The following is a 21,321-nucleotide window of genomic DNA, read 5'->3' on the forward strand; positions in this document are numbered from 1 at the left end:
CAGGAAAATCAATTAGCCGGGATGAGCGGAGGATATTCCGCAATAATTAAAACCAGGCAAACTTCATGGATAGGAAGGCGGGAGCGTCAGCGGCAAACTGGTGTGCCGTCGCGGGATGGACGCGGTAGGAACAGTGAGTATCCGCTAATACACGCAATCGCGGTCATTTAATTTGCATTTCAAAAATTTTGCAGGGGGCTGAGTGCTGATCATGGATGCTGCATACGGCAAGTCGTCCGTTGTCAGCATGGCCATACACCGGAGGAGCGCAGCCCTGGGCCGGTCTGAAATAATCGACCGCGCAGGGGCGTATTAGCGGATACTGCGTTTTCAAACCGCGTTTCCCCTCCGTCCGGCCGCAGCGCCTGCCGGTCAGGATGTCGATCGTTTCCAATCCAACCGACGGTCGCGTCCCTTATCCCAGCCATTCGATGTCCCGGCGCGCCCATTTGGCCAGCCCCGGGAAAGTCGCTTGCTGCCGCTCATAGTCCGAGTTCTGACAGTTTCGTTCAAGGGGAGCTAGCCCTGCGCCGGATGTTCAAGCTAGATATCAAGACTGGGCCTAATGACGCTACCCCGAATTATTCCGCAGAAGGCGGCCGTCCAATCCGCTCACCCGCTCGATGTCGCTCTGCTCAGTGGGCCAGCAGTCGCCCTGGAGTTTGCTACCGGTATCGACGTGGGCCTGACATCAGACGAGGCGGCACTGCGTCTATCGACCGACGGGCCGAACGCGCTTGCTGCTGCGGTCGTGGTACCCGCGTGGCGACGCCTCCTCACGCATTTCCAGGATCCGCTCATCTACTTGCTGTGCGCAGCGGTCGTTATTTCACTGGTCGCCTGGACGGTTGAAGGACATGCCAGCTGGCCTGTAGACGCCATCGTCATCGCCCTGGTCATTTTGCTCAACGGCGCCCTCGGTTTCCTGCAGGAGGCAAAGGCGCGCGACGCAGTTGCGGCCTTGTCCAGGATGACAGCCCCTAGCTCATCAGTAGTACGCGACGGCCAGGTCAGGCGCATATCCAGTGCCGAGCTGGTATGCGGCGACATCCTCGTTTTGGCCGAGGGGGACGCTGTGGCGGCAGATGGGCGTCTTGTCTCTACGACATCGTTACAGATTGACGAAGCGTCGCTCACCGGCGAAAGTACGGCAGCCCTCAAGGACAGCGGCATCTTGCAGGGAGCAGTTGCTTTGGGTGACCGCTGCAATATGGTTTTCATGGGTACGACGGTTCTGCAAGGTTCCGGACGCGCCGTCGTTACCGCATGCGGGATGGCAACGCAGATGGGGGCCATTGCCGGGATGCTGTCGGGTACCGTGGATGAACAGACACCGCTGGAGAAAGAAGTCGGCCGCATCGGGAAAATGCTTGGCATTGCCGTCCTTGTCATCGCCACTGTCGTGATGGGATCGATGTTCCTGATGTCGGACATTCGCGGCAGTGCCGACACCATGCAGGTTTTGCTGCTGGGTGTTTCACTTGCAGTGGCCGCCGTGCCGGAAGGCCTGCCAGCGATATTGTCGGTCGTCCTGGCCCTTGGAGTCCAACGTATGGCGCGCCACAAGGCCGTCGTCAAGAAACTTTCATCTGTCGAGACGCTCGGCGCGGCGTCGGTGATCGCGTCCGACAAGACCGGCACGCTCACCCGGGCGCAGATGACGATCGAGAGGATCATCACCGCCTCCGGCGAAAGCCTTGTCACGGGCGTTGGCTACCAGCCCGAAGGCGGCGTGGAATATGCAGGCGCCATGTTGAAGGCAGGCCCGATGCTCGAGGAGGCGATCGTCATGCTGGGCGGGGGCAGCCTGGCCGGCAATGCAGAGCTGCACCAGAGCGAGAAGGGGGAGTGGGAACAACATGGCGACCCGACCGAAGTGGCATTCCTGGTAGCGGAACAAAAGCTGGGCACTGCCTTGCGTCGTCAAGGCCGCTTCAAGCGCGTGGGCGAGAGTGCCTTTACATCGGAACGCAAATTCATGTCGGTGCTCGCGCAGGATATCGAGCATGACGGTGCGTGCGTGCTGGTCGCTAAAGGTGCACCCGATGTCTTGCTGGGTCGCTGCAATCGGGAGCGGGTAGGGATGGAAGTGGTCGAGCTCGACGAAGTGCGCCGCACTGCCATCCTTGCCGGCGTCGACCGGCTATCGGATGCCGCACTGCGCACGCTTGCCGTCGCTTACCGCCCCCTTGGTTCAAAAGAAGAAGTGCCGGCCTCGGAATCCCTGGAGCGCGACTTGATCTTCGTCGGCACCGTGGGCATGCTCGACCCGCCGCGCGAGGAGGCGGCCGTGGCGATTGGCGAAGCGCAGAGGGCCGGCATCCGGGTCATCATGATTACCGGCGACCACCCACGCACTGCGGCGCGTATCGCTACCGACCTGGGTATCTCTCGGGCTGGTGATGTAGCGCTCGCTGGCGCCGACCTGGATAAGCTGGATGAGTCCGCATTTGCCGAGGCCGTGCGCCGCACAGCCGTCTACGCACGGGTCTCGCCGGCGCACAAGCTGCGCATTGTCGGCGCATTGCGCAAGGACGGCAACGTCGTCGCGATGACTGGTGACGGCGTCAACGACGCACCTGCGCTGAAAGCGGCTGATATTGGCATTGCAATGGGCATTACGGGGACGGAAGTAAGCAAAATGGCAGCCAGGATGGTTCTTGCGGATGACAACTTCGCTACGATCGTCAAGGCCGTGCGGGAAGGGCGCGCAATCCTCGATAATATCCGCAAATGTCTGCGGTATTTGCTGTCATCGAATATGGGCGAAGTCATCACGGTTTTCGTTGGCGTGCTGGGCGCCGGGGTGTTCGGATTTGCCAGCACCGACGGTGCGATCGTCCTGCCATTGTTGGCAACACAACTTTTGTGGATTAATCTGGTCACCGACTCCGGCCCAGCGCTTGCGCTCGGGGTCGATCCGCCGATCGACGATCAAATGGCGTCCAAGCCGCGCGGCCTGCATTCCCCGGTGCTGGATGCACAAATGTGGCGCGGTGTCGTCCAGACGGGCGTCGTCATCGCAACGGTGACGCTGCTTACGATAGACATGTACCTGCCTGGTGGCTTCATCGAAGGAAACAGTGACTTCGCCACTGCCCGCACAGGTGGTTTCACGGTGCTCGTGCTGGCTAGTCTGTTCACCTGCCTGACCGCGCGCTCGGACAAAGTCAGCGCATTTGCCAATTTGTTTGGCAATGTCTGGCTACTTGGGGCGATGGGCGTATCGCTGCTGCTGCAGGTCGCAGTGGTGCATATTCCATTATTGAATGTCGCGTTTGGTACCGCACCCTTGGAACTGACACAGTGGATTCAATGTGCCGCGATGGCCAGCGTTGTGTTGTGGGTCAGTGAATTAAGCAAACTGGTCCGGCGCACCCACAAAGCATAATGCGGTGCGCCTCATCGGCCACTTTGTTTTTCGCCACCCCAGACATTGTCTTTGTGCCGAGGCCACTACTGTTTTGGCATGCCGTCGATACACCGCCTGGCATGCCTGGCCGCTTTTTCGACGGCTTCAACCGCGCCCGGCATCGTATGCGTTCTGGACAGGGTGGTTTCACCTGAGTCGATGGAATATGTCCACCCCCACTGTTCGCGCTCGCTCCCAGCGACGACGACGGCCACCATGTGCCCTTTATACTCGAAACTGTGGCTGTCCATAGCGAATGTCCTTTCATGTCACAGTCCCACAATGCGCGCCATTATTGGCCGCGTCAACGTTGATTACAAGAACGATCTGCAGGTAGTGGTGACGGGTCGATCGGCGGCAGCAGTGGACAGAGTCGTGCCAAAGCGCGACCGGAACCGATTGTCGCCAGGGCCAGACTCCGCGATAATCCCCTTCTCATAGCGCTAATACAATTCGACCGTGTCCCACGCGTCCAATCCAGGAAAGTTTCGATGCCCACCTTTACTCCAATGTCGTTCGCACTGCTCGCTGCGTTTTCCGCCACTACGGCTGCCCAGGCCGCCGCGCCCGTTCCGCCGGCAGCGCCGCAGCAGATCGGCGTGGCGTCCTTCAACCTGGGATGGGCCGGCTCGCAACAGGATTTCGACCGCCAGAACGCTGTGTGCAAGGCCGTGTCCTGGTGCGATACGCGCCCACGCCGCCAGCCGGGCCAGGCGTTTGCCGGTGAAGAAGCGCAGCTTGTGGCGCGCCAGTGCGTTGCCGATACCGAGCGCCTGGCAGGCGGTCCCGCACAGGCGGCAATGATGGCGCCGTGTAACGCCTACCAGGGCCGCACGGTGGTGCCGCTTGTCAGCGCCGACTATGCGGCCAAGTTCGCCGGCCTGCAGGCCACAGTCGCCAGGCTGATCGAGTCGGAGAAGGTGCGTGTGATCGCGTTCCAGGAAGTGCGCTCCGCGGAGGTGGTCAAGCAACTGCTCGGGCGCCATGCCGAGCGTTTCAGCGTGTGCGACGCGCCGCACGAAGGCTTTCAGACCCTGGCCTTCGCCTGGGACCGCAGCCTGGGCCAGGAGGGCCGCTGCAGCGTCGAGACGGGTCTCGCGGTGAGCGACAATCCAGCCGACCCCCAGGCGCGCAAGGTACGTCCGGGACTGGCGCTCGAAATGCTGGTGGCCGGGCGCCCCATCAGCTTCCTGAACGTGCACCTGAAGTCCGGCTGCGCCAACATCGTGCCCACGCCCACGTACCAGGCGCGGCTGCTGGACGATGCCGCCGCCCCCTGCAAGGTGCTGAACCGCCAGGTCGCGCCGCTCGAGCGCTGGCTCGACCGCGTGGGGCAGCGCAGTCCGGACTTCGTCCTGCTGGGGGATTTCAACCGCCGCATCGACGAAGAGGCGGCCGCCGCCATCCGCCCGGAGCAAGTGCGCGCGAACGGCAGCAATCCGGCCGGCGTGCCGCCCCAGGATGCGGACGGCAAGGTAGCGACCCGCTACCTCTGGCAAGAGCTGAGCGATGGCGGCAGGTCTCTGCAGCAGGTGCCCTTGGCCGGCGTTGACGCATCGTGCAAGGGCTTTTCGGGCCTGGACCATATCGTGCTCAGTGGCACCCTGGCAGCGCGCCAGCCGGCCGGACTCGTCTCGCGCAAGTCGGCTGTGGTGCAGGCGCCGGACCAGCGTATCGAGACCAGCGACCATTGCCCGCGCAGCGTCTTGATGGCGTTCTAGCCTGGCCCGACAATGCGCGTGCATCGCCAGCGGCATCTCCTGCCTCCACCAGGGGCAGGGCGAGACAATGCAAATCCGCAGCAGCATCCAAGCCGACCTGACCCATCGACGGAAGTGGCCGCTTGCATGGTATCGACGATGGTATGGATAAGACCAGAGGAAGTTAATTTCGTGTCACTTCAAAGGCTCAGCCCAGCCGTTGATGGTCGAGCGGGAGTGACCTGAATTTTCTAAGTAGTTGATTTTGAGATTGAATCTGACGTGCCGTTGATCATTCGAGTGAACAGTCAACGGCTCGCGTCATGGTCCAAGGCGCCTTGATCAGCTGTCGTACGCGCGATTCGGTCAAGGTGCAACCAGGCGTCGCACAGCTTCCACCAGGGACGCGCGCAGCGCGCTGCGTTCGCAGGAATCGAGGCTGCAATAGTCGATCTGGGTCGACGCCAGGCGGTTGACGAAGCCGAGCAGCTGTTCAGCCGGGATCGTGTCGGTGATGACGCCGGCCTGCTGCGCGGCGCGCACCTTCTCGCGCTTGTCGGTACGGGCGGCGAGCATGGCTTCGCTCATTTGCTTGGGGTCGCCCTGTTCGAGCTGCATCCAGTTCCACAGGCGCAGCACCCCCGGATTATCGCCATACCAGTCGAACACGCGCCCGGCATAGCCCGCAAGGTCGTGGGCGTCGACCGGCACTTCCGACACCACGCGCGCCACGATGGCCTCCAGCACAGCGTCGAACAAGCCATCCTTGCTGCCGAAATAGCCATAGATCGACTGCTTGTTGCAGCCGGCTCCCTCGGCGATACGGTCGACACGCGCCCCGGCAATGCCGTAGGCGGCGAATTCCGCCGTCGCGGCATCGAGCAGGCGACGCCTGGTCTCTTCGGGGTTTCTCATGTTCGCTCCGGTTTTATTCAAAAATAAACCAACTAGTTGGTTGACAACTTGACGGCTGCCGACTACAGTATATCAACCAACTAGTTAGTTGGAAAGCGACACGTGTTTAATTTGGAGAGCAGCATGAAGATTCTGGTATTTGGAGCGAGCGGGATGGTGGGGCAGGGCGCGGTGCGCGAAAGCCTGCTGGCGCCCGATGTCAGCGAGGTGATCGTCGTCGTGCGCCAGGCGCTTGCACTGAGCCACCCGAAACTGCGCCAGATCGTCGTCGACGACCTGCTCGACCTGAACCTGCATCGCACGCATTTGAAAGACGTGAGCGGCTGTTTCTTCTGCATCGGCGTCAGCTCCTCCGGCATGTCCGCCGACGCGTACAAGAAGTTCACCCACGGCTTGACGCTGGCAGTGGCCAACAAGCTGCTCGCCATGAATGAGCACATGGTCTTTGTGTACGTGTCCGGCGCCGGCGCCGATAGTACGGAGCGCAACGGGCGCATGTGGGCCCGGGTGCGCGGACAGACCGAAAACGCAATCCTGCGCCTGCCGTTTGCCAACAGCTTCATCCTGCGCCCGGCCTTGATCCAGCCGCTGCACGGCGCGCGCTCGAAAACCCGTTCCTACCGCGTGCTGTACCGCATCCTCGCTCCGGTGCTGCCGCTGTTGCGCTGGATCGCGCCCGGCATGGTGCTGAGCACGCAGTTGCTGGGCCAGGCGATGCTTGGCCTGCTGCGCCGCGGCGCGTCGGTGCGGGTGCTCGAGTCGGGCGACATCCGCGCACTCGTCCAGCAGAGCCCACGGACCTGTCCAGCGAAACATGAAAGCACTGCACGGTGCGTCCCCTGATTGTTGCGATCCTGATCGGCCTGCTGCTCGCTGACGACACCGCAGATGGGTAAAGCAGTCAAGCGCAAACAAGCGCAGGCCGGGTAGCCTTGGCGGCGCGGCCCGAAGTGAATTCTCAAGGAGTCGGCACATGAGACTAGGACAGCACGACGACCGGACCGCGTCGGCATACGAGACAGCGCTTTGTCCGGCGCCACTCGACTACCAGGCCGCCGTGGCCGAGTTCGACCGGCTGTGGGAAACCGGTGCTGCCTGCCGCCAGCCGGAGCGGATGCGCCAGCTGTTACAGGTAATCGACGCGGTGGAAGGTGCGCCGGCCGCGCACGCGTCTGAAGTGCGGATCTGGTAATCGCAAGGGCTGCTGATCATCTTAATGATCAACAGCCTTTATTGTTGAGCGTACCTGCCGGCCTTACTGGCCTTCCTCGCCGGACCCGGAAGCCGACTGCCGCGACATCGCCCCCGCGCGCATCTCCTGCTGTCCCGACGCCGACCGCACCTGCGCGTAGTATCCATTCTGGCGCAGGGCAGGCTGGGGCAGGGCGCCCGGACGCGAAACCGATAACCTTCTCGTACCGGGCGCCAGGTCGCTGGGCCGGCTCAAGCCCGTCGCCACCACGGTCACCCGCATCGCCTCGCCCAGCGTCTCGTCAAAAACCGCACCGAATTTGATGATGGCGTCGTCGTTGGTCTGCGAGCAGATCGTGTTCATGACCTGCTTGGTTTCGCGCAGTTTCAACGTTTCCTCGGAGGCGGAAATGTTGACCAGCACCCCGCGCGCGGCGCGCAGGTTGGCGCCGTCGAGCAGCGGACACGCGATGGCTTCTTCGGCCGCTTTCACGGCGCGGTCGTCGCCGGTGTGCTCGGCAGTGCCCATCATTGCCATGCCGGTCTGGCGCATCACGGTGCGCACGTCTTCGAAATCGACGTTGATCATTCCCGGCACGGCGATGATGTCGGCAATGCCGGTCACCGCCTTGCTGAGCACCTCGTCGGCGGCGGCGAATGCCTGCTTTTGCGTGACATCGTCACCCAGCACTTCCTCGAGACGGCTGTTCAGGACAATGATGAGCGAGTCGACGCAGCGTGCCAGTGTCGCGATGCCTTCTTCGGCCACCCGCATACGTCGCGGGCCTTCGAATTCGAAGGGTTTCGATACCACGGCCAGGGTCAGGATGCCCAGTTCGCGGGCCACTTCGGCGACGACCGGGGCGGCGCCGGTACCGGTGCCGCCGCCCATGCCGGCAGTGATGAATACCATGTCGGCGCCTCTGAGCGCCTCGGCGATGTGCTCGCGTTCGCGCATGGCGCTTTCGCGTCCGACCATCGGGTCGCTGCCGGCGCCAAGGCCGCTTTCGCCGAGCTGGATGCGGCGTTCGGTTTGGGTATTCGAGAGGGCCTGGGCGTCGGTGTTCGCGCAAATGAATTCGAAGGCGGACAGTCCTGACGGCGCCATGCGGTTGACGGCGTTACCGCCGGCACCGCCGACACCGATGATTTTGATGACCGTCGCAGGATGGGGAAGTTTTGATTCGGACAAGACAGACTCCGTTTGAAGAAATAGCAATCGGCGGCCGCGCGTCTGCACAACTGCCGCAATGCGTGTTGCAATGCGTGCCGGCTAGTGCCGAGCCCATTAGACTACTTGCTGGGCCGCGCACGCGAAAGCCTGTAAACGTTTAAAGCGAAACCATTTGTAAGAGCGCGTGCAATCGTCGGAAATGGCTGGCAGCGCAGGAATCGACGTCCAAGCGCGTGCGACGCAATCGCTTTATCATGCGCACAGCCTGTTCATCCATGGAGTGCTAGTGAAACGATTTTTCTTGTTCAGCCTGGCCCTGGTGTGCGCCCTCGCCATCAGCGCCTGTGCCTACGTGGTTCCCTCGCTCGGGCAACTGCCGGCAGAGCAGCAGTTGCAGGGAGCGCCCCAATACCGCGACGGTGCATTCCGCAACGAGGTCGCTTCGCCGCCGCGCCCTGGCGGCATCGGCATGGCAGTCAGGATGATCCGCGGCCGTTTCGAGCCGCGCAGCGAGCGGTCGGCGCCGACGGTTGCGCTTCCCTCAGTCAAAACAAACCTGGCGGCGCTGCCGCGCGAGCAGGACATCGTCGTCTGGCTCGGCCACTCGTCTTACTTCGTGCAGATCGGCGGCAAGCGGGTGCTGGTCGACCCCGTGTTCAGCAGCGATGCGGCGCCACTGCCCTGGATGGTCCGCGCTTACGACGGCACCAGCCCCTATACGGTCGAAGACCTGCCCGCTATCGACGTCGTCCTCATCAGCCACGATCACTACGACCATCTCGACTATAAAACCATGAAAGCGCTGGCGCCGAAGACCGCTTTGGTCATCGCCGGCCTTGGCAACGGCGCCCATTTGCGGCACTGGGGTTACGCACCCGCACAAATCCGCGAGATGAACTGGAACAGCAGCGTCGAGGTCGCACCAGGCTTGCAAGTGCATGTACTGCCGTCGCAGCATTACTCGGGCCGCTTCATGCAGCGTAACCAGAGCCTGTGGGCGAGCTACGCACTGGAGACGCCGGGGCGGCGCCTCTACTTCAGCGGCGATACCGGTTTCGGCCCGCACTTCGCGGCAATCGGCAAGCGCTTCGAACGTTTCGATTTCGTCGCACTCGACGCGGGGCAATACAACGTGAAATGGGCCGACATTCACATGACGCCGGAAGAGGCGTCGCGTGCGGCTGAGATACTCGGCGCGCAGGCCTTGCTGAGCGGCCATGCCGGCCGCTTCACGCTGGCGCGTCATGCCTGGGACGAGCCTTTCGACCGCGCCGTCGAGGCCAGCAAGGGGAAGCGCTACCGCCTGCTGACTCCGCGAATCGGCGAGCCGATGTATTTGAACGATCCAGGGCAGTCGTTCACGCAGTGGTGGAAGGGGCTTCGCTAGCAGGCCCGCCGACCAGCACTTCGCTGATCTGGATGATGGGTGTCTGATTGGTATAGTTGGGAATGTCGCCCATGATTTCCGCGGAGTGCGGACCGAAACCAGTCTGGAAGGCATCGACGGAATCGCAGAACAGGTGGCCCATGGCGATGTAGGGCGCAGTGCCGTCCGCCGTAGCGGCTTTGTCGACCGTGTAGTACTTGCAGTAGTCGCCCATCAGCTGCTTCACCATGGGCATGTGCCGGTCACGGTAATAGGCGTCGTCGAACCGGGCTCCCGGCCCGTTTGGATACATCACGCTCACCTTGATCATCGGGTTTCTCCTCGTTGTGATTTGCTCAGCATGCGCATTGATCGTGCGCCGATGTCCCGGGCTTTGCAAGCGCGATTCGGGCCGAATGGGCAGCTTCGGCAGCGAAAGTTGCGCAGCCCTTGCATGGGATGCCAGTGTTCGCGAAGGAACCGCAGATCAACAGTCAGCCATAATAATTGTTAGCCTGCAAATAGCAGAATGTTATGATGCGCAAATCTCCTACCCGTCGCATCCTCCAAGGCACCCATGCACCTGCTCCTGAAAGTCAACCTGTCGCTGGCGGCGGTGTTTTGTGCGGGCCTCACGGTGACGGGAATGATCAGTCAAAACGTGTTGCAAGAGAATGCCAAGCGTGAGGTGATGAGTCACGCCAGCCTGATGATGGAAGCGGCGCTGGCGGCGCGCAGTTATACGAGCGCCGAGATCAAGCCCTTGCTGGACGCGCGGCTGCACAAGGAGTTCCTGCCGCAGACGGTGCCCTCGTATGCTGCGACCCAGAGTTTCTCCAAGATGCAGGCGGCCTTCAAGGAGTACAGCTACAAGGAAGCCACGCTCAACCCGACCAATCCGCGCGACAGGGTGGTGGAGTGGGAGGCCGATGTCGTGCGCAACCTGCGCGATCATCCGGACTTGAAGGAAGTCGTGGGCGAGCGCTCGACGCCGTCGGGGCAGTCGCTGTTCCTGGCGCGGCCGATCCGGATCAAGGATGCGCAGTGCCTGGCCTGCCATAGCGTGCCATCGGCCGCGCCGGCGTCGATGCGGGCCCTGTATGGCGACGCGAACGGCTTTGGCTGGAAGCTTGGCGAGACAGTCGGCAGCCAGATCGTGTCGGTGCCGCTGGCAGTGCCGATGGCCCAGGCCGACCGCGCTTTCAAGCTGATCATGACCGGAATGGTGGCGACCTTCATCGGCATCCTGCTGGTCGTCAACCTGGTGATCTATCGCTTCATCCTGCGTCCGATGCGCAGGATCACCCGCATCGCCGACGCACTGAGTGCCGGCAAGACCGAGGTCGAAGCCTTCGACATCCGCGGCAACGATGAAATCGCGGTGCTCGGGAATGCTTTCAACCGCATGCGTCGCAGCCTGGAAAAAGCCATGGCGATGCTGGGCTGAGCGGGGACGGGATGGCACACGACGTCTTTCTCAGCCACTCGCACCAGGACAAGGTATTTGCCGACGCGATTTGCCACAGCCTGGAAGCGAACGGCATTCGCTGCTGGGTGGCGCCGCGCGACATCCGGCCCAGCGAAGACTGGGCCGAAGCGATCATCAACGCCCTCGATACCGCACGCGTACTGGTACTGGTGTTCTCGTCGAATTCGAACAGCTCGCCGCAGGTGCGGCGCGAAGTCGAACGGGCCGTGAACAAGGGCCTGCACATCCTTCCCTTGCGCATCGAGGACGTGCCGCTGTCGAAGAGCCTCGAATATTTCATCAGTACCCAGCACTGGCTCGACGCGATCGAAGGCAAGCTCGATTTCTACCTGGTCCAGCTGCGCGACTGCCTGACGGTGCTGCTCGAGCGGCCGGGAACGGCGCGCGAAGCGGCGCCGGCAGCGGCGTTCCCCGCGTCCCCCGCCAGGCAGGCGCTCGCCGCCACGCTTGCCGCTCCAGCCATCGACGCTGCCGTGCTCGAACAGATCGAGGCCAACCTGGCGCAGCTGATCGGTCCGATCGCGAAGGTGCTGGTGCGGCGCATGGCGCCGGCCGCTGCCGGTACGGCGGACCTGGTGGCCAGGCTGGCCGAGGAGATCGACGATGCGGCCGAGCGCAAGTCCTTCATCGCGCGCTGCCGCGGCACATATGAATGAGCGCCGCGGCCTGAGAAGCGCACCCGCGCTGCGGGCGCCGCGGCGTCCGGCGGGAAGCTAGGTGCGCGAGTTTCATTCGCCAGGAGCAGGCGGCTTTTCGCCGGCGCTGCTTGGCGAACCGAAGGCGCTGCGCGTCCAGAAGCACCCGTCGCGCGTGACCGTTCGCTTCGCCACGCTGCCGGAAACGATCCAGACGCGCGAGGGGCCGGTGCGCGCCGGCCCCGGCGACGCCGTCCTGACCGCGCAGACCGGCGAGCAATGGCCGCTCGCGCGCGCCGCCTTCGAGCAGCGCTACCGGCCGGCCGGCGCACCTTGCGAGTACGAGAGCGTGCCGCATCCGTCGCTGGCCCTGCGCATGACGGAAACGTTCGCGGTGGTCCTGGCCGACGGGGTCTCGCGCCTGTCCGGCCAGCCGGGCGACTGGCTCCTCGATTATGGCGACGGCCACCTCGGCATCGTCGGCGCCGATATCTTCGCCGCGACCTACCACCTGCTCGACTAGGGATTTATGGCATTTCATCAGCGTATCCAGGCACTGCTGCTCGTCGGCGTGCGTTTTCCGGCGCCGGCGGCGTCCGCGAGCGTCGCCGCGCCACCGGCGATCGCCGCCCTGGTGAGTGCGATCGCACCGGCCTACGCCGCCAGCAACGAGCGCGCCGTCGCCTCGGGCAACCGCTATCGCAGCGCGTTCTGGGGGCTGTATCTGTTGAGCGCGATGGCGGTGCTGTGCGCGGTGATGCCGCTGGCGCTCGGCTGGGACAACGGGCGCCACGCGATGCATGCGTGGGCGCCGTTCTGGGTCGTGCTCGAAGTCGTCCTGATCACGGTGCTCGGTTTGGTGTACCGGCGCGGCCACCGCCAGGACTGGCAGGGACAATGGCTGAAAAGCCGCACCGAGGCGGAACTTGCCTGGTACCTGCCGCTGGTAGCGCCGCTGGCCGTGGCGCGCGGGGTGGGCGGGGTGGGCAAGGCGCCCAGCTGGTACGCGCGGCTGGCCGGCAACCACGTTCCCGACAGCGCCGCGATCAATGCGCTGTGCACGCTCCATGAAGGCACTGTAGGCGCCTTGCACGATGCATGGTCGAACCCGGCCTTCGTCGAGCAGTATGTGGCCTGGGCGCTGGCCCAGTTCGACGGGCAGCGCGCTTACCACGACCGCCTGGCGCTGCGCAGCGAGGCGCTGATGCACCGCATTCACAAGATCAACGCCTGTCTGTTCGTGCTGACGCTGGCGGGGGCGCTGGCGCACCTGGTCGTGCATTCGATGTGGCTTTCCTTCGTGACCATCTTCTTCCCCTCGCTCGCGGCATCGCTGCACGGCGCGCTGGCGCAGACCGAATCTTACCGCCTGGCCGCGACCGCACGCCGGCTCTCGGCCGAGCTGGGGCAAACGCGGGCGGCGATCGTGGCCGCCCAGGCCGACGGCGACGACGCCGCGGTACGCGCGGCCATCGAGGCGGGCGTGAGCCTGATCCTGGGCGAGCACCGCGACTGGCACATGCTGGTGCGTCCGCACCACCTGCCGCTGGGCTGAGGGGCGATGATATCCTGCGCTCGCTGGCGTCGATGAGGGACGCTACGCTGTGATAAGATCGCCCCAAAGCCCTGTCTCGACAGGGCTTTATATTTTGCAGTTTATTCTTGAGTAGCTATTTGGAATCCCTTCATGGAAATTAAAGTCAACTTCCTCGACAAACTGCGTGTCGAGGCCAAATTCGACGACTTCACGGTGATCGCCGACCAGCCCATCCGCTACAAGGGTGATGGCTCGGCGCCGGGCCCCTTCGATTATTTCCTGGCTTCGTCGGCTTTGTGCGCGGCTTATTTCGTCAAGTTGTACTGCAATACCCGGAATATTCCGACTGAAAATATCCGCCTGTCGCAGAATAATATCGTCGACCCGGAAAATCGCTACAAGCAGGTTTTCAAGATCCAGGTCGAGCTGCCGGCCGATATTTCGGACAAAGACCGCCAGGGCATCCTGCGCTCGATCGAGCGCTGCACCGTCAAGAAAGTGGTGCAGGAGGGCCCGGAGTTCGTCATCGAGGAGGTTGCCAATCTCGATGCCGACGCCCAGGCGCTGTTGACCCTTCAGCCTGACGCCGAGTCGCGTACCTACATTCCGGGCAAGGACCTGCCGCTGGAGCAGACGATCGCGAACATGTCGGGCATGCTGGCGCGCTGGGGCATCAAGATCGAGATCGCGTCGTGGCGCAATATCGTGCCGAATGTCTGGTCGCTGCATATTCGCGACGCCCATTCGCCGATGTGTTTCACCAACGGCAAAGGGTCGACCAAGGAAAGCGCCCTGGCCTCGGCCCTGGGCGAATACATCGAACGCCTGAACTGCAACCATTTCTATGCCGGCGCCTACTGGGGCGAAGACATCGCCAACGCCGCCTTCGTGCATTATCCGCAGGAGCGCTGGTTCAAGCCCGGCCGCAAGGATGCGCTCCCCAAGGATCTGCTCGACGCATATTGCCTGGGCATTTACGATCCGGATAGCGAGCTCCGCGCATCTCACCTGGTCGACACCAATTCCGGCAATAGCGAGCGCGGTATCGTCGCGCTGCCGTATGTGCGGGTGTCGAATGGCGAAACCGTGTATTTCCCGGTCAGCCTGATCGAAAACCTGTACGCCAGTAACGGCATGAGTGCCGGCAATACGTTGGCCGAAGCGCAGGTGCAATGCCTGTCCGAGATTTTCGAGCGGGCGGTCAAGCGCGAAATCCTGGAAGGCGAAATGGCGCTGCCCGATGTGCCGCAAGCGGTGCTGGCGAAATACCCGGGCATCCTGGCCGGCATCCAGGCCCTGGAAGAGCAGGGCTTTCCGGTACTCGTGAAAGACGCGTCGCTCGGCGGCACCTACCCGGTCATGTGCGTCACGCTGATGAACCCGCGCACGGGCGGCGTGTTTGCCTCGTTCGGCGCACACCCGAGTTTCGAGGTCGCGCTCGAACGCAGCCTGACCGAATTGCTGCAGGGCCGCAGTTTCGAGGGCCTCAACGATTTGCCGCAGCCGACCTTCGCCAGCCAGGCGGTGACGGAGCCATATAACTTCGTCGAGCACTTCATCGATTCGAGCGGCGTGGTTTCCTGGCGCTTTTTCAGCGCCAAGGCCGATGCCGACTTCGTCGAATGGGATTTCTCGAGCCAGGGCGACAACGCGAATGCCGAGGAAGCCGCGACCCTGCTCGCCATTCTCGACGAGATGGGCAAGGAAGTATACATGGCGACCTACGACCAGCTGGGCGCCGTTGCCTGCCGCATCCTGGTGCCGGGGTATTCGGAAATCTATCCGGTCGAAGACCTGATCTGGGACAACACGAATAAAGCGCTGTTGTTCCGCGCTGATATCCTGAACCTGCACCGCCTGGATGAGGCCAGCCTGGCGGCGCTGCTGGAACGCCTGGAAAACAATGAGCTGGACGAGTATTCCGACATTGCGACCCTGATTGGCATCGAATTCGACGAGAACACCGACTGGGGCCAGCTGACCGTGCTCGAACTGCGGCTGTTGATCAACCTGGCGTTAAAACAGTTCGAGGAAGCGCACGAGCTGGTCGGCGCCTTCCTCCAGTACAACGACAACAGCGTCGAGCGCCGGCTGTTTTATCAGGCCCTGAATGTGGTGCTGGAAGTGGAGCTCGACGACGAGCTGGACCTGGCCGATTACGAGACCAATTTCCGCCGCATGTTCGGCGACACGCGGATGGACGCGGCAATCGGCTCGGTGGACGGCAGCGTGCGCTTCTTCGGCCTCACGCCCACCAGCATGGGGCTCGAAGGCCTGGAGCGCCACCACCGCCTGATCGACAGTTATAAAAAGCTGCACAAGGCGCGGGCCGATGCGGCAACCGGCGCGGGCGTACCCCAGTAAACGTTGTTCGCCACCACCACATTCGACGAGGTGCTGTCGAGATACACGCCGCCCCGCGTCGGTCCCGCGAAGACGTTGTTCGTGATCCGGGTCGGGCTGCCGTAGATGTAGGCGAGCTGGATGTGGTACTGGAAGCGGCTCGGCGTGCTGCCGCCGCTGCGCCGGTTCAGCACGGAATACGTGCAATTCGAGTCCAGCAGGTTGCCGGCGATGGTATGGCCACCGGTGTCGGGCGGGTTACCGGGCGTGCCGCCGCCGAACAGCTGGATGCCGTTGCCCTCGTTGTTGGCGATATGGTTCCAGGCCACGGTGCATCGCACCACGCCATCGTCGAGTCCAATGCCGACGCCTTCGGTGCCATTGTCGAGCGGGCCGCCGTAGTTGAGGTTGAACCTGCAGGTATTGAAGCGGATCGTATGGTCGGCGCACGCTTCTGGCCCGGCGGCCGAGGACAGCTCGATGCCGCGTCCCCAGAAATTGGGGCTGTCGAGGCCGCCATTGCGGTTGCAGGTGTTGCCTTCGATTAGGAAGGAACGCGCGAATCCGGTAACGTGGATGCCGAAATGCATGTTGACGCTGCAGTCGTTGTTGATCACGCGCTGGCGCTCGCCGCTGCCGATGAAGATCCCGCTCAGCATGCCGCTGACGGTGTTGCGCTCGAGGCGCGCCGCGACGCCGTTGACAAGATAAATGCCGATCGCCGCGCGATTGCTGCTGACCATCTGGCCCGGCGGCGGCGACACCCGGTTGCCCCGGATGCGCAGGTTTGTCAGGTTGGCGCCGCCGCCATAGGTTTCGCAGCGGATGCCATGCGAGCCGGGGGCGCCGCCGCCGCGGTGAAGCACCGTATTGCCAATCAGGGTGATGTCGTCGACGCCGGTGTTGCCAGCCACCAGGATGCCGTGGTTCGCGTGTTGCGGGCCGCAGCCGATGACGTCGAGGCTGCAGCCGGAGACGGCTACGCCAGTCTTTTGATAGATATACACGCCGGCGCAATTCGAGGTGAGCGCGATGTTTTCGAAAGCGCAGCCGTTGCCCAGCCAAATGATGGCGACATCGCTTGCCTCCGGCAGGGCGGGATTGCGGATGTCGAGGTTGCGGTAGGTAACGAAGTCGCGTTCCTGGCCGGCCACCGCGATCGATCCGCCGTCCTGGGGCGATACCGGGCTGCCTGGCAGCAGGATGACGGGCCGCGGCTGCGACGGGTCGTCGGAGCCATCGCTGCGGTACCAGGCGCCGAGGGTGATGCGGGCAAGCCGGGTGCCGCTGGCCGTCAGCCGCAGCACGCCCGCGTAGGTCGTACCGCGTTTTTGCAGGTAGGTGTTGCCTGGAGCCCAGACGACCTCCGTCCAGGACGCGAAGGGCTTGGCCAAGCTGCCGTCGCCGGGACCGGCGGCGCTGGGGTCGATGTAGAAAGTGGGCATGGTATTGACCTGTCTATGGGGGACGTTACCAGCTTAGCCCGCTTCAATGGCGCAGGTTTATGGGGCGTCAAGGGCCCGGCAGCCAGGGGTCGCTGTCCGGGCGCGGGAATTCCCGGTTCATGAACTCGACGAAGCTGCGCACCTTGGCCGACAGCTGGCGACGGCTCGGGTAGACCATCATCACCGCCAACTGGCCCACGTGGTGGCCTTGCAGCAGCTGCACCAGGCGGCCGCTTGCCAGGTCGTCTTCGAGCGTGAACGAGGTGCGCGGCATGATGCCCATGCCGGCCAGGGCCGCCGCACGCAGCACGTCGCCGCTGTTCGAGATCATGCGGCTGGTCACCGGCACATCGACCACCTTGTCCTCCCAGGCCACCGGCCAGCTGTGGCGCAGCTGCTCGAAAGCGAAGTTCAGGCAGTCGTGCCCCGTGATATCGAGCGGCCGGACGGGCGCCCCGCGCCGCGCCAGGTAGGCGGGCGACGCCGTCAGCAGCACGTTCGCCGTTGCAAGGCGGCGCACGATCATGCTGGCGTCAAATTTTTGCAGGCCGATGAAAATGCCGACGTCGAAACCGCGTTCGACCAGGTCGACGTCGTCGTCGGCCAGGGTAAGGTCGAGCACGACCTCGGGCACCGTCAGCGCAAAGCGCGGCAGCAGCTGCGCCAGTTGCGATTTGCCGAAGGTCGGGTGGCAGTAAATGCGCAGGGTGCCGCCCGGCCGGGAAGAGCTGGACGCTGCGGCGGCGTCGGCGTCGTCGATGTCGAGCAGGATCTGGCGCACCCGGTCGAGGTATTGCTGGCCGGTCTCGGTGAGCGACAGGCGCCGCGTCGTGCGGTTGAGCAGACGCGTTCCCAGATGCGACTCCAGATCGGCGACATTGCGCGTGACGACGGCGGCCGACATCCCGAGAGCGGCCGCGGCGGCCGCGAAGCTGCCGGCGTCCACCACTTTCGCAAATACGCGCATCGATACCAGCCGGTCCATCTTCGTCTTTCATTATTGCGGATTGCGCAATTATACATTGCCCGTTTGTCTCTTTATTGCATCCTGCGCAAGGCCTAGACTGTGTTCTTTGTCACTTCCCAGGAGAAACTCATGAACGCCAAAAAGCTCGCTATCGCCACCCTGATGCTGTTGTCCGCCAGCGCGACCGCCATCGCCGCTGAATTGCCCGAGGCAAGCGCCGGCGCGGACAAGCTGAACCTGCCCGTGTTGAACGCGCCGAGCGACACCTCACGCGCCGAAGTAAAGTCCGAGGCCGTCGACCTGCTGAAGAACTACAAGACGACGCTGTCGGTCCAGCTCGATCAATACAAGCGTTGAGCGCGCCTCAGTTCTGTCAGCGCCAGTAGCGGTTGAGCAGCGGCGTCACGCTGGTGCCGTGCAATACGATCGACAGCATGATCACGACCACGGTGGCGTCGACCAGCTCGCGTCCCAACGCCGGCGGCAGGCCATGATTGATGGCATAGGTCAGGTAGTAGATCGAACCGATCCCGCGCACGCCGAACCAGGCCGTGATGGCGCGGGCGCGCCCCACCATTCCGGAGCCCTTCATGCTGGCCAGGACGCTGACCGGGCGCGCCACGAAGAACACGAACAGCGCCAGCACCCAGGGCCGCCAGTCGGCCATGGCCCAGCTGGCGGCGCCGCCCAGCAGCAAGACCAGGGTTAGCTCGGACAGGCGCTCGAGGTGTTCCTTGAACACCAGCGCGCCGCCGCTGACGGTCGGCTCCGCGGGCACGACGGCCGGCGACTGCGCTTCGTCGATTTCGGGTTCGAGCAGGCCTTCGTGATTTTTCCTGGCGTGGATCAGGCGCAGTTCGGTCTGGCGCAAGGCGACGCCGGCGGCGAACACCGCCAGGAAGCCGTAGGTGTGCAGCGACACGGCGGCGCCGTAGGCCACGCCGATCAGTCCCAGGCCAAGCAGGTCGTCGAGCACCTCGTGTTTTTCGATGCGCTTGCGCAGGGCGGCGCTGAGGTAGGCCAGCGCCGCGCCGCAGGCCACGCCGATGCCGACCCCGCCTGCCGTCGCCCAGACCACGTCGACCAGCAGCCAGCGCGAACCGCCGTCGCCCAGTTCATGCAGGCCGAGCAGGCCGAGGCCGAGCATGACGAAGGGGAAGGCGCTGCCGTCGTTCAGGCCCGCTTCGCAGGTGAGGGTGAAGCGCAGCGGATCGTTGTCGCCGGCGTGGCGCACCTGGACGTCGGTGGCCAGCACCGGGTCGGTCGGGGCCAGGATCCCGCCCAGCAGGATGGCCGCGCCCAGTGGCATGTCCATCACCAGCACGGCGAAAGCGGAGATCAGGACCACCGAGAGCGTCATCGCCAGCCAGGCCAGCCGGATCGCGGGCAGCCAGCGCGGCCAGGTGAATGGCACGGGCATCTTGATCCCGGCCGAGAACAGGGAAATCAGTACCGCGACCTCGGCGACCACCTCGATCACCGGCGCTTCGCGCAGCGGATCGAAGCTGAACAGGTTCAGGAAGAGCGGGCCGAGCACCAGGCCGATCGCGAGGTAGATGGTGGCGGAGGTAAAGGGAAGGCGGGCAATCGTCGGGCCCCACAGGCCGCGCGCGACCATCAGCACGCCGATGAGCATGAACCACTGAAAATTCTGCAACTGTTCCCTTTCCGACGCGCTGCCGGGGCGCCACTCGCCCCGGTCCATGCCTGTCGCTGGCAGCAGTCTCGCCGGGCAGCAGGGCGTCGTCTGTGCAATGGAGCACCAAGCGGCCGGATGCAGGCTTTTAAGCTGCGGCCAGTGCCTGGAGACGCGCTGTCGCAGCCGGCGATGTTAAACTGCCCCCTTACCATTACCTAGCAACAGCCATGACGAATAAAAAACAGCCTCCAGCGGACAAACCAGCGGGCGAAGCCGTAAAAAACCCGGCAGGGCGTCCGGACAATCCTTTCGTCGACAGCGGGTTCTACGACCGCGTGCGCGATTACACCGAGCGCGACGCTACCTTCTCGAAAGAACTGAAGGCGATCGCCGAGCGCGGCGCGGGCAAGCAAAGCACCGACGCACGCGAGGCGCCATCGCTCGCCTTCTTGCGCGGCGTCGTCAAGAAGGGCGTGTCCTTAGACGACATGTTGGGGCGCATCGTCCAGGGCGTCGAATCCGGTCAGTGGGAAGCCTGGCTGGCTGCCTTCGGCATCGAGCTGCGCGGCGTCAGCTATGACAAGGCGGGCCCGCGCGACGCCCGCCTGGCGCTCGACATCAGCCTGGCGGCCAAGGCCAATCCGCTGTTTTCGAACGCCGGCATGCGCAACTGGCGCAGCCTGGTCGCCGAAGACTGCGCCCAGCTGCAGGTCGAGAAGCCGACCGTGGAAACGCCGGCCAGGGCCTACGCCATCTTCTTCCTGGACGCGGCAGCCTGAGCGGCTGCGCGCCGGCCATGTGCGTCAACTACCGTCCTCCCACCCCCGAGGAGCTCGCCGCCTTCGGCACGCTTGGCGCCTTCAGCGAGCTGCCGGCCAACTGGCGCTGGCCGGAAGAACCTGGAAGGACTACGCCGCCCCGATCCTGCGTAACCGGCCTGATGGCCGGCTCGAGGCCTGCCTGGCCAGCTACGGCATGGTTCCGCGGCGCGAGATTCCGCCTGACGTCAAACCCTTCGACACCATGAACGCCAGGGCCGAGTCTCTCGGCGAGCGGCGTTCGTTCGCGCCGGCCTGGCGCCGCCTGCAGCTGTGCGCCGTCCCGATGGCCTGGTTCTACGAACCCTGCTACGAGAGCGGGCGCCCGGTGCGCCACGCAATCGGCATGCGCGACGAGTCGCTGTTTTTCGTGGCCGGCCTGTGGCGCGCGTGGCCGCAGGCAGACGGCGCCGGCGCGGCGTCCTTCACCCAGATCACCATCAACGCCGACGAGCATCCCCTGATGCGCCGCATGCACAAGCGCGACGATGAAAAGCGCTCGCTCGTCATCCTCTCGCCCGATGAGGTCGGCGACTGGCTCGCCTGCACAAATACCGAGATGGCGCGCAGCTTCCTGCGCCATTTCCCGGCGGCGCAGATGCGCGACTGGCCGGCGCCGCCCGCGCCGCGCAAGGCCGTGGTTCCATCGCCGAACCTCGAGCTGTTCTGAATCCATCTTTATCGATCCAG

The 21,321-nt window shown here is 63.9% G+C and carries 20 protein-coding genes; 13 read left to right on the forward strand and 7 right to left on the reverse strand.

Going from position 1 to position 21,321, the window contains the following annotated elements; translation table 11 throughout:
• Positions 1-565 precede the first annotated feature (565 nt).
• A complete protein-coding gene (locus tag AC56KZ_RS12375) occupies positions 566-3,391 on the forward strand; it encodes a cation-translocating P-type ATPase (RefSeq protein WP_497162463.1) in 2,826 nt (941 codons plus the stop codon).
• Between the two features lie 65 nt (positions 3,392-3,456).
• Here AC56KZ_RS12375 and AC56KZ_RS12380 read toward each other — a convergent pair whose 3' ends face one another.
• The gene (locus AC56KZ_RS12380) at positions 3,457-3,663 is read right to left on the reverse strand and encodes a hypothetical protein (RefSeq protein WP_497162464.1); all 207 of its coding nucleotides are present in this window, start codon (positions 3,661-3,663) and stop codon (positions 3,457-3,459) included.
• Positions 3,664-3,903: 240 nt separating this feature from the next.
• Between AC56KZ_RS12380 and AC56KZ_RS12385 the strand changes: the two genes are divergently transcribed.
• A complete protein-coding gene (locus AC56KZ_RS12385; RefSeq protein ID WP_497162465.1) occupies positions 3,904-5,133 on the forward strand; it encodes a hypothetical protein in 1,230 nt (409 codons plus the stop codon).
• Between the two features lie 345 nt (positions 5,134-5,478).
• On the opposite strand, the gene AC56KZ_RS12390 is transcribed toward AC56KZ_RS12385, so the two are convergent.
• Positions 5,479-6,027 (reverse strand): TetR/AcrR family transcriptional regulator, encoded by a 549-nt coding sequence (locus tag AC56KZ_RS12390; protein ID WP_497162466.1) that lies wholly within the window; start codon positions 6,025-6,027, stop codon positions 5,479-5,481.
• 123 nt (positions 6,028-6,150) lie between these two features.
• On the opposite strand from AC56KZ_RS12390, the gene AC56KZ_RS12395 reads away from it, so the two are divergent.
• On the forward strand, positions 6,151-6,870 hold the full coding sequence (locus tag AC56KZ_RS12395; protein ID WP_497162467.1) for a Rossmann-fold NAD(P)-binding domain-containing protein: 720 nt from the start codon (positions 6,151-6,153) through the stop codon (positions 6,868-6,870).
• Positions 6,871-7,000: 130 nt separating this feature from the next.
• A complete protein-coding gene (locus AC56KZ_RS12400) occupies positions 7,001-7,219 on the forward strand; it encodes a hypothetical protein (RefSeq protein WP_497162468.1) in 219 nt (72 codons plus the stop codon).
• A 63-nt stretch (positions 7,220-7,282) separates the two neighbouring features.
• On the opposite strand, the gene ftsZ is transcribed toward AC56KZ_RS12400, so the two are convergent.
• On the reverse strand, positions 7,283-8,410 hold the full coding sequence (ftsZ, locus tag AC56KZ_RS12405; RefSeq protein WP_497162469.1) for a cell division protein FtsZ: 1,128 nt from the start codon (positions 8,408-8,410) through the stop codon (positions 7,283-7,285).
• A gap of 268 nt (positions 8,411-8,678) precedes the next feature.
• Here ftsZ and AC56KZ_RS12410 point away from each other — a divergent pair, with 268 nt between their 5' ends.
• Positions 8,679-9,779 carry an MBL fold metallo-hydrolase gene (locus tag AC56KZ_RS12410; protein WP_497162470.1) on the forward strand — a complete coding sequence of 367 codons (1,101 nt, stop codon included), beginning with the start codon at positions 8,679-8,681 and terminating at the stop codon, positions 9,777-9,779.
• Here AC56KZ_RS12410 and AC56KZ_RS12415 read toward each other — a convergent pair.
• A complete protein-coding gene (locus AC56KZ_RS12415) occupies positions 9,751-10,089 on the reverse strand; it encodes an EthD family reductase (protein WP_497162471.1) in 339 nt (112 codons plus the stop codon). The genes AC56KZ_RS12410 and AC56KZ_RS12415 overlap by 29 nt on opposite strands.
• 246 nt (positions 10,090-10,335) lie before the next feature.
• Between AC56KZ_RS12415 and AC56KZ_RS12420 the strand changes: the two genes are divergently transcribed.
• The 5 genes from AC56KZ_RS12420 (at position 10,336) to AC56KZ_RS12440 (ending at position 15,783) form a co-directional block, all read left to right on the forward strand.
• On the forward strand, positions 10,336-11,205 hold the full coding sequence (locus AC56KZ_RS12420) for a Tll0287-like domain-containing protein (protein ID WP_497162472.1): 870 nt from the start codon (positions 10,336-10,338) through the stop codon (positions 11,203-11,205).
• An 11-nt stretch (positions 11,206-11,216) separates the two neighbouring features.
• Positions 11,217-11,903, forward strand: a complete 687-nt coding sequence (locus tag AC56KZ_RS12425) for a toll/interleukin-1 receptor domain-containing protein (protein WP_497162473.1) — start codon at positions 11,217-11,219, stop codon at positions 11,901-11,903.
• A gap of 61 nt (positions 11,904-11,964) precedes the next feature.
• Positions 11,965-12,405, forward strand: a complete 441-nt coding sequence (locus tag AC56KZ_RS12430) for a PGDYG domain-containing protein (protein WP_497162474.1) — start codon at positions 11,965-11,967, stop codon at positions 12,403-12,405.
• A gap of 6 nt (positions 12,406-12,411) precedes the next feature.
• On the forward strand, positions 12,412-13,437 hold the full coding sequence (locus AC56KZ_RS12435) for a hypothetical protein (RefSeq protein ID WP_497162475.1): 1,026 nt from the start codon (positions 12,412-12,414) through the stop codon (positions 13,435-13,437).
• Between the two features lie 132 nt (positions 13,438-13,569).
• The gene (locus AC56KZ_RS12440; protein WP_497162476.1) at positions 13,570-15,783 is read left to right on the forward strand and encodes an OsmC domain/YcaO domain-containing protein; all 2,214 of its coding nucleotides are present in this window, start codon (positions 13,570-13,572) and stop codon (positions 15,781-15,783) included.
• Here AC56KZ_RS12440 and AC56KZ_RS12445 read toward each other — a convergent pair.
• On the reverse strand, positions 15,723-17,207 hold the full coding sequence (locus AC56KZ_RS12445; protein WP_497162477.1) for a right-handed parallel beta-helix repeat-containing protein: 1,485 nt from the start codon (positions 17,205-17,207) through the stop codon (positions 15,723-15,725). The genes AC56KZ_RS12440 and AC56KZ_RS12445 overlap by 61 nt on opposite strands.
• Positions 17,208-17,274: 67 nt before the next feature.
• Entirely contained in the window at positions 17,275-18,192 is a 918-nt protein-coding gene (locus AC56KZ_RS12450; protein WP_497162478.1) for a LysR family transcriptional regulator, read from the reverse strand.
• 111 nt (positions 18,193-18,303) lie between these two features.
• On the opposite strand from AC56KZ_RS12450, the gene AC56KZ_RS12455 reads away from it, so the two are divergent.
• On the forward strand, positions 18,304-18,531 hold the full coding sequence (locus AC56KZ_RS12455) for a hypothetical protein (protein WP_497162479.1): 228 nt from the start codon (positions 18,304-18,306) through the stop codon (positions 18,529-18,531).
• Between the two features lie 16 nt (positions 18,532-18,547).
• Here AC56KZ_RS12455 and AC56KZ_RS12460 read toward each other — a convergent pair whose 3' ends face one another.
• Positions 18,548-19,879 (reverse strand): cation:proton antiporter, encoded by a 1,332-nt coding sequence (locus AC56KZ_RS12460; RefSeq protein WP_497162480.1) that lies wholly within the window; start codon positions 19,877-19,879, stop codon positions 18,548-18,550.
• Positions 19,880-20,040: 161 nt separating this feature from the next.
• Between AC56KZ_RS12460 and AC56KZ_RS12465 the strand changes: the two genes are divergently transcribed.
• Together AC56KZ_RS12465 and AC56KZ_RS12470 are read left to right on the forward strand one after the other, a co-directional pair.
• Complete coding sequence (locus AC56KZ_RS12465) at positions 20,041-20,592, forward strand: hypothetical protein (RefSeq protein ID WP_497162481.1); 552 nt, start codon at positions 20,041-20,043, stop codon at positions 20,590-20,592.
• A gap of 19 nt (positions 20,593-20,611) precedes the next feature.
• Complete coding sequence (locus AC56KZ_RS12470) at positions 20,612-21,301, forward strand: SOS response-associated peptidase (RefSeq protein ID WP_497162482.1); 690 nt, start codon at positions 20,612-20,614, stop codon at positions 21,299-21,301.
• Positions 21,302-21,321 lie beyond the last annotated feature (20 nt).

It is taken from the genome of Telluria sp. LT2P34 (genome assembly GCF_059685915.1).